This window comes from Azohydromonas lata (assembly GCF_034427735.1).
Taxonomy (GTDB): Bacteria; Pseudomonadota; Gammaproteobacteria; order Burkholderiales; family Burkholderiaceae_C; genus Azohydromonas; species Azohydromonas lata.
The window spans coordinates 1-10,773 of sequence record NZ_JAXOJX010000127.1; the positions used below are offsets into that span (position 1 = coordinate 1).

The 10,773-nt window shown below is 70.1% G+C and carries 8 protein-coding genes; all 8 read left to right on the forward strand.

Annotation, left to right across the window (positions count from 1 at the left end; all coding sequences use genetic code 11):
* Positions 1 to 675 precede the first annotated feature (675 nt).
* The 8 genes from SM757_RS33870 (at position 676) to SM757_RS33905 (ending at position 10,721) form a co-directional block, all read left to right on the forward strand.
* Complete coding sequence (locus SM757_RS33870; protein WP_322468701.1) at positions 676 to 1,188, forward strand: sigma-70 family RNA polymerase sigma factor; 513 nt, start codon at positions 676 to 678, stop codon at positions 1,186 to 1,188.
* A 10-nt stretch (positions 1,189 to 1,198) separates the two neighbouring features.
* Positions 1,199 to 2,260, forward strand: a complete 1,062-nt coding sequence (locus tag SM757_RS33875; RefSeq protein ID WP_322468702.1) for a FecR domain-containing protein — start codon at positions 1,199 to 1,201, stop codon at positions 2,258 to 2,260.
* A gap of 356 nt (positions 2,261 to 2,616) precedes the next feature.
* Entirely contained in the window at positions 2,617 to 5,022 is a 2,406-nt protein-coding gene (locus tag SM757_RS33880) for a TonB-dependent siderophore receptor (protein WP_322468703.1), read from the forward strand.
* Positions 5,023 to 5,080: 58 nt separating this feature from the next.
* Positions 5,081 to 5,386: an iron uptake protein gene (locus SM757_RS33885; RefSeq protein WP_322468704.1), complete on the forward strand. Its 306-nt coding sequence runs from the start codon at positions 5,081 to 5,083 to the stop codon at positions 5,384 to 5,386.
* Between the two features lie 12 nt (positions 5,387 to 5,398).
* A complete protein-coding gene (locus tag SM757_RS33890) occupies positions 5,399 to 7,072 on the forward strand; it encodes a PepSY-associated TM helix domain-containing protein (RefSeq protein WP_322468705.1) in 1,674 nt (557 codons plus the stop codon).
* The gene (locus SM757_RS33895) at positions 7,065 to 7,385 is read left to right on the forward strand and encodes a DUF3325 domain-containing protein (protein WP_322468706.1); all 321 of its coding nucleotides are present in this window, start codon (positions 7,065 to 7,067) and stop codon (positions 7,383 to 7,385) included. Before SM757_RS33890 ends, SM757_RS33895 begins: the two co-directional genes overlap by 8 nt.
* Before the next feature lie 118 nt (positions 7,386 to 7,503).
* Positions 7,504 to 8,715: an efflux RND transporter periplasmic adaptor subunit gene (locus SM757_RS33900; protein ID WP_322468707.1), complete on the forward strand. Its 1,212-nt coding sequence runs from the start codon at positions 7,504 to 7,506 to the stop codon at positions 8,713 to 8,715.
* Positions 8,709 to 10,721: an ABC transporter permease gene (locus tag SM757_RS33905; RefSeq protein ID WP_407655825.1), complete on the forward strand. Its 2,013-nt coding sequence runs from the start codon at positions 8,709 to 8,711 to the stop codon at positions 10,719 to 10,721. The genes SM757_RS33900 and SM757_RS33905 overlap by 7 nt, the downstream gene beginning before the upstream one ends.
* The last annotated feature ends 52 nt before the right edge of the window (positions 10,722 to 10,773 follow it).

Consider the following 10,773-nt stretch of genomic DNA (forward strand, 5'->3'; position numbering starts at 1 on the left):
GTACGCCAGCTCACGGGCCACGTACTCTTTTTAATTGCCGGGTTGATAACTCAGTCATTGCTCCTTGGCATAGACGGCGCACAAATTGGATTCACAAATTGATTAATTGAAGGCATCGATGAGAAATTTTTCCGCAGCGCGTCAATTTGCAGTTCCAGTATAAATTTATTATCTCTTAGCCTTGATCGTGCTTTCGTCGTGGCGTGCTCCGAGAAACTGCAAACAGTTCTGAAGATCAAATTGAACCTACCGGGATGCAATTTTATGTTTTTGGATTTTTATGGGATAGATTTCGGGATTTTCGATTGAATTTAACATAATTACCGTTAAAATATAAGCAACCTGGAAATTACCCGCCTCGAATCACTTCAGCATTTATGTCATGCGTCATAGCCTGCGATTTTCCGGGCTTTGGGCAATTATCTGAGCTATTCGGCCAATACCGAAGCTACACCAACACCAAGCTCCTGGAGATCTCAAAGCGCCATTTGGAGGCACCCGGCTTCGTCCACTTTTAGAAGCTTGCGCCCCATTGGCCAGCGGCTGGACAGAAGGCAAGGCCACAGGCCTCCTGCAGCAGGAAAACACAGGTACCAGTGTGGTATAGAATAAGAACAATTCTCATTCTCGAAGACGCCGATTGCTTCTATGTTCGCTTTGCCTCGGAGGGACGCCATGCCAAGCACCGAGTTCGCGCTGCAGCGAAGGATCGAAGTCCTTTACGTCGACCACCACGATTGGCTGCAGGGTTGGCTGCGCCGCAGGCTAGGCAACGCCTCTGATGCGGCGGACATCGCGCACGACACGTTTGTCCGTGTGCTGCGGAAGTCCGCTGACGAGCAGATTCACGAACCCCGCGCCTATCTGGCAACCCTCGCCGGCGGCCTGGTGAACAGCCATTGGCGGCGGCAGGCACTGGAGCAGGCTTGGCTTGAAACGCTGGCTTCGCATCCGCAAGCCGTTGCTCCGTCGCCCGAAGAGCGCCATCTGGTCCTGGAAGCGTTGGAGGAGGTGGCCCGCCTGCTGGCCGGGTTGCCAGCCCAGGTGCGTGACTGCTTTCTGCTCTCACAGCTCGATGGCCTGACCTATCCGCAGATCGCCGAAGAGCTGGGTCTCACGGTCAACGTCGTCCAGAAAGCCATGACGCGTGCCATGGCCCACTGCTACAAGGCGTTCTACGCCGCCTAAGAAGGGCCCGATGGACGCAGGCATCCACCGGCCCGCCGGCGCGCCGACTGCAGCCGACGATGGCCCGCCCATTGCCGAAAGCACCGTCGACCAGGCCATCGCCTGGTACGTGCGCCTGGCCTCCGGCCAGCAGACGGCACAAGACCAGGCCGACTTCGAGCGCTGGCTGGGCGGCCACGCCGAGCACGCACGCGCCTGGCGACGGCTGCAAGGCATAGGCGGCCACCTGCAGGGCACGCGGCTGCACGTCCAGCCCGCGGTGGCCCGCTCGACCCTGGCGCTGGCCGCCAAGGCCATGCTGCCGCGCCGCCGCGCGTTCAAGGCGCTCGCGTGGGCGGGCATCGGCGGCACCGCGCTGTACCTGGCGCAGCGCCAGCTGCCCTGGTCAATCGAGCTGGCTGCGGCGTTGGCCGACGAGCGCACCGCCACCGGGGTGCGCCGCAGCCTCGTGCTGCCGGACGGAACCCGCCTGATGCTCAACACCGCCACCGCGGTGGACATCCGCTTCGATGCGCGCCAGCGGCGCGTCCTGCTGCGCGGCGGGGAAATCCTGGTGGCCACGGCCCGCGACCGCGAAGGCCGTCCGTTCGTGGTGCAGACGCCGGAGGGCACCCTGGTGCCCGTGGGCACCCGCTTCACCGTGCGCCGCGATGAAGCCGACCTGCGCGGGGCTGAGCCGGCCACCCGGCTGGGCGTGAGCGAAGGGGCGGTGGAGGTCCGGCCCACAGGCGATCCGGCCGGCGCCCCGGTGCGGGTCGCCGCCGGCCAGCAGCTCGTCTTCACGCGCGCAGGCGTGGAGGCCCTTGAGGCCTTGAGCGAGGCCAGCCATTCATGGGCTGAGGGCGTGCTCGTGGCCGAACGCACGCCGCTGGGCCAGTTCGTCGCCGAGCTGAGCCGCTACCGCACCGGCCGCCTGCGTTGCGCCCCCGAGGTCGCGGGGCTGCGCATCACCGGCACCTGGCCGCTGGAGGGCGGCGATCCGACCGAGCGCATCCTGGCCTCGCTGGAGCGGCACCTGCCGGTGCGAATCCACCGGCTCACGCGGTACTGGGTGACGGTGCAACCACGTTGACGGCTGTTGCGCCCGGCCCGGCCGACGCCGCATCAGCCAGCCCCGGTGCTGGCCGGACGCTCCAACGCGGCCGTTACAAATTAGTTGGCAGTTTTTTGGATCTCGTGCGGCCTCGTCCATGAAGCCATGCGAGAGGGCGTGAACGCCCGGGCGCCTGCCGCCAGCCTGCGCTTCGTTCACCCACTGCATCTGCATCGACCTGGAAACTGCACATGGCGGCCCACCGTAGTATTTCGACTTCTTCCGTTGCGCTTCATGCCCGCCTGGGGTGGTTTCGTGCACCGGCCGCCTGGCGTTGGTCGCTGACCCCCCTGGCCAGGGCCGCCTGCCTGGCCATGGCAACGGCGGCGATCGCCATGGCCGCGCCCTCGGCCCTGGCGCAATCCGCCGGGGAATTTGCAGCGCAGGCCAGGCGCAGCTTCAACGTTCCCGCCGGTCCGCTGGACCAGGCGATCAGCCGGTTCGGACGCCAGGCCGGGACGCAGATTGCGGTAAACGCGGACCTGACGGCGGGCTTGAGCAGCCCGGGGGTCAGCGGCAGCCACACGGTGGACGAGGCGCTGCAGTTGTTGCTGGCAGGGACGGGCCTGCAGGCCGTGCGTGATGCCGGCAACGAATACACGCTGCGCAAGCCTGCCCAGGCAGGCCAGGCCGCCTTGTCGCCGCAGCAGGAGGCCGCGCACACCCTGCCGGCCATCAAGGCGACGGCGCAGAGCTTGAGGGACGGGACGACGGAAGGGTCGGGCTCGTACACCACCCGCGCCATGAGCACCGCGACCCGGCTGCCGCTGTCGATCCGCGAGACGCCGCAGTCGGTGAGCGTCATCACGCAGCAGCGCATGGAGGACCAGGGGCTGACGCAACTGCCCGATGTGGTCCAGCAGGTCGCCGGCCTGACCATGAGCCAGAGCGGCAACCAGGGCTCCGACTCGTCGCCGATCTACGCGCGCGGCTTCCAGGTCGAGAACTACCAGATCGACGGCGTGGGCCACCTGCACAGCAACTACACCAGCATTTTCCAGAGCAACGACATGGTGCTCTACGACCGCGTCGAGGTGGTGCGCGGCGCCAATGGCCTGATGAACGGCATCGGCACGCCCAGCGCCACGATCAACCTGGTCCGCAAGAAGCCAACCGCCGAGTTCCAGGGCTACGTCAAGGCCGAGACCGGCTCCTGGGACCGCTACCGGCTCGAAGCCGACGTCTCGTCGTCGCTCAACGAGGCGGGCACGCTGCGCGGGCGTGGCGTCGTCGCCTGGCAGGACAACAACGCCTACATCGACCGGCTGTCGGAAAGCAGGAAGATCCTCTACGGCATCCTGGAAGCGGACCTGGCGCCCAGCACGCTGTTGACCACAGGCATCACCTGGCAGCGGCATCGCGCCACCGGCCATTCACGCGGCGGCCTGCCGCTGTTCAACAGCGACGGCACCCGCGCCCGCTGGAAGCGCTCGGACTCCGCCGCCGCATCGTGGGCCTATTCCGAGCGCGAGAACCTGGCGGCCTTTGCCGCGCTGGAGCACCGCTTCGACAACGGCTGGAAGGTCAAGGGCACCTACTCCTACGACCGCACCGAGTTCGACGAGCAGCTGGGCTACGCCACGGGCGGCAGCCCCGACCCCGCCACCGGTGCCGGCGTGATCCTGTACGCCGGCCGCTGGGCCGGCCCGCCAACCCAGCACAGTCTCGACGTGTACGCCACCGGCCCCTTCACGCTGCTGGGCCGCAAGCACGACCTGGTGCTCGGCACCACGCTGTCGCGCACCAAGCAGGACAGCGAGTCCTACCACCTCTGGCACACCTTCTCGCTGCCCAACATCCACACCTGGGACGGCAACTCGCCCGGCATGCCGGACAACACCGTCAAGGGCGACTTCAACTACACCGAAAAGACGAAGAGCGCCTACGTGACGGCGCGCTTCAAGCCCCTGGACCCGCTGTCGGTGATCGTCGGCGCACGCACGACGACCTGGAAAGACGAGACCTACGAGCTGAGCTACGCCCCCGGCGCCGTCCCCTCCGCCGTGGGCCGCAAGTGGAGCAACCAGGTCACGCCCTACGCCGGCATCGTGTTCGACTTGTCGGCGCAGTGGTCGCTCTACGCCAGCTTCACGGACATCTTCAAGCCGCAGAGCAACAAGGAAGCCAGCGGCGCCTACCTCGATCCGCTGCTGGGCAAGGCCTACGAGCTCGGCAGCAAGGCCGAGCTGTTCAACGGCCGGCTCAACCTGGCCGCGGCGCTCTACCAGATCGAGCAGGACAACCTGGCGGTGGCCCTTCCCGGCGTGCTGACGCCCGAGGGCGGGCAGGCCTACCGCGCCGCTGCCGGGACCAAGACCCGCGGGGCCGAAGTCGAGCTGGGCGGCCAGCTGTCCCGCAACTGGCAGGCCTCCGTCGCTTTCGCGCGCAACCTGTCGCAGGCCGCCGACGGCAAGCTGCTCAACACCAACGTGCCGCAGAACACGCTCAAGCTGTTTTCGAGCTACCGCGTGCGCGGCATCGGCCATGGCTTGACCGTCGGCGGCGGGCTGCGCTGGCAGAGCCGGACCTGGTCGGACTTCGCACGGGTGGCCGGGTCGCCGCGCGTCACGCAGCGCGCCTACGCGCTGGTGGACGTGATGGCCCGCTACGACGTCACGCCGCAGGTGAGCGCGGCCTTCAACGTCAGCAACCTGTTCGACAAGACCTACCAGACCAGCTCGTCGTCCGCCTATTACGGCGAGCCGCGCAGCGTCCGCCTGAGCCTGGCCTACCGCTTCTGATGCGGGCGCCGCGCCCCGGCCACCGCTTCCAGCCAATCCCGTCAGCCGCTTGTCCGCCATGACCTCCGCCATCGCCTCGCCAGGCCCGCGCCTGGCCCTGTTCCGCCTGGCCGCCGCCTTCCTGGGCGGCTACGCCTTCTGCTGGGGCTTCATCGCCCTGGGCGTGGCGGGCCTGTATGCCCTGGGCATGCCCTTTCACGACGCCGAGCACCTGAGCAGCCTGCTGGCCGTGCTGCTCTACCTCGGGGTGCTGCTGTGGGCCTTCGCCGCCCGCAGCCTGCGCCGCGTGTGGGCCGTGCTGGCCGGCGGCGGCGCCCTCATGGCCGGGGCGGCCTCGCTGCTGCAGTCCCTGCTGGTGCCCTGAACCGGAGACCCCATGTTCCAGAACTTCCGCCTGTCCATGGCGTGGCTGCACACCTGGCTGGGCCTGGTGCTCGGCTTCGTGCTGATGGTTGCGTTCTTCTTCGGCGCGCTCTCGGTCTTCGACCGCGAGATAGACCGCTGGGCCATCCCGGCCTCGCGCTTCGAGCCGCAGCCCATGCCCTCGTTCGACCGGGTGCTGCGCCCGGTCTTCGAGAGCATGCAGCCCAGCCAGGCCAGCCTCGACCACCTGCGCGAGCGCGTCGATGGCCCGCTGCCCGCGCGCTTCGACACCGTGCGCCGCTGGGGCGCCTACACCACCCACCGCGACCCCGTGCTGGGGCTCTTCGCCGGCTACGAGGTGCCCAACGCGAAGGACCCCGAGGACACCGCCCGGGGCAACCGCACCATAGACCCGCGCACGGGCGCCTCGCTGCCCGATGACCGCCTCAAGATCGGCAGCCGCTTCTTCTACCCGCTGCACTACAGCCTGAACCTGCACTGGAAGGACCTGGGCCTGTGGATCGTCGGCCTGGCCGCGCTGGTGATGCTGGCCGCGCTGGTCAGCGGCGTGGTCATGCACCGCAAGGTCTTCCGCGAGTTCTTCACCTTCCGGCCGAAGAAGGCCGCCCAGCGCTCCGCGCTGGACCTGCACAACCTGACCGGCGTGCTGGCGCTGCCGTTCCACTTCTTCTTCGCCTTCACCGGGCTGGTGATCTTTGCCGGCCTGTACTTCCCGGTGACGCACACGCAGCTGGAGCCGCTGCACGAGTTGCACGAGAAGCTCGAAGCCCAGGAGATCGGGCTGCCGCACGACCGCGCGGGCATGGCCGCGCCGCTGGCCTCGGTGGATGCGATGGTGGCCGAGGCCCAGCGCCGCTGGGCGGCCCGGGGCATGGCCGGTGAGGTGGGCTTCCTGTCCGTGCAGCACGTGAACGACGCCAACGGCTACGTCAGCGTCTACCGCGCCGGCACCGACCGCATCGCGTTGACCGGCGAAGGCATCCACTTCAAGGCCAGCACCGGCGAGGTGCTGCGCGAGGACCCGCCGCTCACGGCGGTGGACAGCGTCAACACCTTCCTGACGGGGCTGCACCTGCAGCACTTCCGCCATTGGCTGCTGCGCTGGCTCTACGTGCTCGGCGGCCTGATGGGTTGCGTGTGCATCGCCACCGGTTTCATTTTCTTCGTCGAGAAGCGCAAGAAGCAGCATGCCAGGAAGGGCAGCCAGGGCAGCCGCGTGGTCGATGCCCTGGCCGTGACCACCGTCACCGGCATGCTGCTGGCGGCGCTGGGCATGCTCGTGGCCAACCGCCTGCTGGCCGACACGCTGCCGGCGGGCTGGCCGCCCCGGGGTGATCTGGAGCAGTACCTGTTCTGGGCCGGCTGGGCGCTGGCCATGGCGCATGCCTTCGCGCGCAGTGCCCCGGTGGCGCAGGGGCGCATCAACCCGGCCTGGCGCGAACAGAGCTGGGCCGTGGCCGCCATGGCGCTGCTGGCCGTGGGGCTCAACTGGGTGACCACGGGCGACCACCTGCTCAAGACGCTGGGCGAGGGCTACTGGCCGGTGGCCGGCGTGGACCTGTTCCTGCTGACGGGTGCGGCGCTGGCCGTGCTGGCGGCGCGCAGGCTCAAGCGAAGCCTCCAGGCCGGTGTGCAGGGGTGCAAGGTGGAGGTGGCCCGTGTCTGAGGAGGTGATCCTGGCGGCGGCGCTGGCGGCCACCCTGGCCGGCATGGGCTGGCTGGCCTTGGCCATGGAAGCGCATTGGGAGCAGGTGCGGGCCGGGCACCGCCCGCCCGCGCCCGTGCGTCGCCTGCGCGCGCAGGGAGCCCTGGGGCTGGCGGCCTCGCTGGCGCTGTGCCTGCGGGCGGACCACCCGTCCATGGCGGCGCTGGTGTGGGTGATGTTGCTCGCGGCTGCCGCGCTCGCGGTGGCGCTCACGCTGACGTGGAAGCCGCGCTGGCTGCGCGTGCTGGCCTGGGCCGGCGGCAAGGAGGCATGAGGATGAAGACGAAACCGAACCCGTGCCCGCGCCGGGGCCTGCGCGTGTGGCTGTCGGCCACGGCGGGTGGGGGCGACGTGCGCCACACGGCCACGCTGAGCTTCGAGGTCCGCCCCTGATGCCGCCGCCCTCGTGTTCAGGGCGTTCCCCGCGGACGCGCCGGCTGGTGGCCGGCTCGGGGCTGCTGGTGGTGGCGGCCGCTGCGCTGGCATGGGTGGGCCGCGAGCGCACGCTCTACGACACCGTGGCCGTGGCCCGCACTGACGTCGAAGCCACCGTCACGGCGATCGGTACGCTGCAGCCGCGCCGCTACGTGGACGTGGGGGCGCAGGTCTCGGGCCAGATCACGAGGCTGGCCGTGGCGCCCGGCACCGAGGTGCACAAGGGCGAGCTGCTGGTGGAGATCGATCCGAGCGTGCAGCGTGCCACGGTGGACGCGGGCCGCGCCGAGCTCGCCGGGTTGCGCGCGCAGCTGGCCGAGCAGCAGGCGCAGCACCGCCTGGCCGGGCAGCAGCTTGCGCGCCAGCGCCAGATGGCTGCCGACGAGGCCACGCGGCTGGAAGACCTGCAAGGCGCCGAGGCCGCGTCCGCCACGGCGGCCGCGCGCCTCGACCGCCTCAAGGCGCAGATCGACCAGACCCTGGCCACGCTCAAGGCCGACGAGGCGCGGCTGGGCTACACCCGCATCTATGCGCCCATGGCGGGCACCGTGGTCTCGGTCGAGGCGCGCGAGGGCCAGACCCTCAACGCCACCTACCAGACCCCGGACATCCTGCGCATCGCGGACCTGTCGGGCATGACGGTGTGGACCGAGGTGTCGGAGGCCGACGTGCGCCGCGTCAGGCCCGGCATGCCGGTGTACTTCACCACGCTGGGCGGCGACGGGGACGCGGCCGCCGAGCCCGGCGGCCCGCGGCGCTGGCAGGGCACGGTGCGCCAGGTGCTGCCGGCGCCGCCGCAGTCGGCCAAGGCCGCGAGCACCGGCGCCACGCCGGCACCCGCCGTCAAGGCCGTGACGTACACGGCGCTGTTCGACGTGGACAACGCCGACGGCGAGCTCATGCCGCAGATGACGGCGCAGGTGGTCTTCGTCACCGCGCGGGCCGAGGGCGCCGTGGCCGTGCCGCTGTCGGCGCTGGCCGCGGGCAGCGTGCCGGGCAGCTACACCGCACGCGTGCTGGGAGCGGACCACCGTCCCGAAGTGCGCCACCTGCGCCTGGGCACGCGCAGCCGCCACCAGGCGCAAGTGCTGGAGGGACTCAAGGAGGGCGAGCAGCTGGTGACCGGCGAGAGCCGGGTCGGCGGCGGTCCGCGGTGGCTGCAATGGTGAGCGGGGCCCTGCCGGCCGCGGGCGAGGACGCCGCGCCCGCGCTCATCGAGCTGCGCGGCATCCGGCGGCGCTATGGCGGCCAGGGCGGCCAGCCCGCGGTCGAGGTGCTGCGCGGCATCGACCTATCGATCCGCGCGGGCGAGTTCGTCGCCATCGTCGGCCAGTCGGGCTCGGGCAAGTCCACGCTGATGAACCTGCTGGGCTGCCTGGACCGCCCAAGCGGCGGCACCTACCGCTTCAACGGCCACGACGTGGCGGGGCTGGACGCCGACGCGCTGGCCTGGCTGCGCCGCGAGGCTTTCGGCTTCGTCTTCCAGGGCTACCACCTGATCTCCACCGAGTCCGCGCGCGAGAACGTGGAGGTGCCTGCGCTGTACGCGGGACGGCGCGAGTCCGAGCGCACGCAGCGGGCCACCGCGCTGCTGGCGCGGCTGGGGCTGGCGGACAAGCTGCACCTGCGCCCCAACCAGCTCTCGGGCGGACAGCAGCAGCGCGTGTCCATCGCGAGGGCGCTGATGAACGGCGGACGCATCATCCTGGCCGACGAGCCCACGGGAGCGCTGGACAGCCGCAGCGGCGCGGAAGTGATGGCGCTGCTGCACGAGCTGGCGGACGCGGGCCACACCATCATCCTCATCACGCACGACCGCGAGGTGGCGGCCCAGGCGCGGCGCGTGATCGAGATCCGCGACGGCTGCATCGTGGCCGACGGCGGCTCCGCGGCGCCACCCCGTCCCGCGCACCCGATGCAGGCCGTGCCGCAGCCGCCCGTGCCGGGCGCGGCGCCGACGGGCAGCGAGGCGGGATCGTTCTGGAACGACCTTCGCGAGGCGGCGCGCACCGCCTGGCGAGGGATGCGGCTCAACCGCTCGCGCACCGGGTTGACGCTGCTGGGCATCGTCATCGGCGTGGCCTCGGTGATCGTGATGCTGTCCGTCGGCGAAGGCGCGCGGCGCCAAGTGATGGAGCGCATGGGCACGATGGGCACGGCCATCCTGTACCTGGGCAGCCAGGCGCCGGCCACGGGCGGCCCCGCCGGGCAGCTCACCGAGGAGGATCTGCAGGCGCTGCGCGAGCTGCCCGAAATCCGCCGCGTGCTGCCGGTCATCGGCGACCCCATCACCGTGCGTCGCGGCAGCGCCGACCGGCAGGTCTACGTCTTCGCGGCCAGCCAGGAGATGCCGGCCGTGCACCGCTGGCCGGTGGCCCTGGGGCGCTACTACAGCGACGCGGAGGACCGCGGCCTGGCGCCGCTGGTGGTGCTGGGCCACAAGGCGCACCGGCACTTCTTTCCCGGGTTGCCCGACCCGTTGGGCCGGCAACTGCTCATCGGCAACTCGCCCTTCGAGGTGATCGGCGTGATGGCCGAGCGCGGCGCGGACTCCGGGGCACAGAACTACGACGACATGGTCTTCATTCCCTACCAGGCCGGGCGGGCGCGGGTGTACCAGGCGCAGACGCAGCCGGACTACGTGGTGGTGGAGGCCGCCTCGTCCGGGCAGGTGCATGCGGCGGAGGCGGCGATGCGGCGGCTGCTGCTGGCGCGCCACGGGCGCGAGGACTTCGGCATCGGCAACGCAGCCGCGCGCATCCAGGCCGAGGTCGCCACGCGGCACAGCATGACGGTGATGCTGGGGCTGATCGCCGCGGTCTCGCTGGTGGTGGGCGGCATTGGCGTGATGAACGTGATGCTCATGACGGTGAAGGAGCGCACCCGCGAGATCGGCATCCGCGTGGCCACCGGCGCGCGCCGGCGTGACATCCAGCGCCAGTTCATGACCGAGGCGGTGTTGGTGACGCTGGCGGGCGGCACGGCCGGCGTGCTGGCCGGGCTGGCGGTGGGGGCCGTGCTGATCGCCGCCGGCGTGCCGGTGGTGTTCTCGGTCTCGGCCATGCTGGGGGCGTTCGGCTGCGCGGTCGCCACGGGGCTTGTCTTTGGCTTCATGCCGGCGCGCACGGCGGCGCGGCTCGATCCGGTGGTGGCGCTGGCGGGAGAACAGCGATGAGGCTGGACAGGACCGCCCTGGCCTGGGCCGCCTTGCTGCTGGCGGGCTGCGC

Excerpts from the sequence above, each read along its gene's own strand:
- SM757_RS33870 (WP_322468701.1), top strand. The coding sequence starts at position 676 with ATGCCAAGCACCGAGTTCGCGCTGCAGCGAAGGATCGAAGTCCTTTAC.
- SM757_RS33875 (WP_322468702.1), top strand. The coding sequence starts at position 1,199 with ATGGACGCAGGCATCCACCGGCCCGCCGGCGCGCCGACTGCAGCCGAC.
- SM757_RS33880 (WP_322468703.1), top strand. The coding sequence starts at position 2,617 with ATGGCCGCGCCCTCGGCCCTGGCGCAATCCGCCGGGGAATTTGCAGCG.
- SM757_RS33885 (WP_322468704.1), top strand. The coding sequence starts at position 5,081 with ATGACCTCCGCCATCGCCTCGCCAGGCCCGCGCCTGGCCCTGTTCCGC.
- SM757_RS33890 (WP_322468705.1), top strand. The coding sequence starts at position 5,399 with ATGTTCCAGAACTTCCGCCTGTCCATGGCGTGGCTGCACACCTGGCTG.
- SM757_RS33900 (WP_322468707.1), top strand. The coding sequence starts at position 7,504 with ATGCCGCCGCCCTCGTGTTCAGGGCGTTCCCCGCGGACGCGCCGGCTG.
- SM757_RS33905 (WP_407655825.1), top strand. The coding sequence starts at position 8,709 with ATGGTGAGCGGGGCCCTGCCGGCCGCGGGCGAGGACGCCGCGCCCGCG.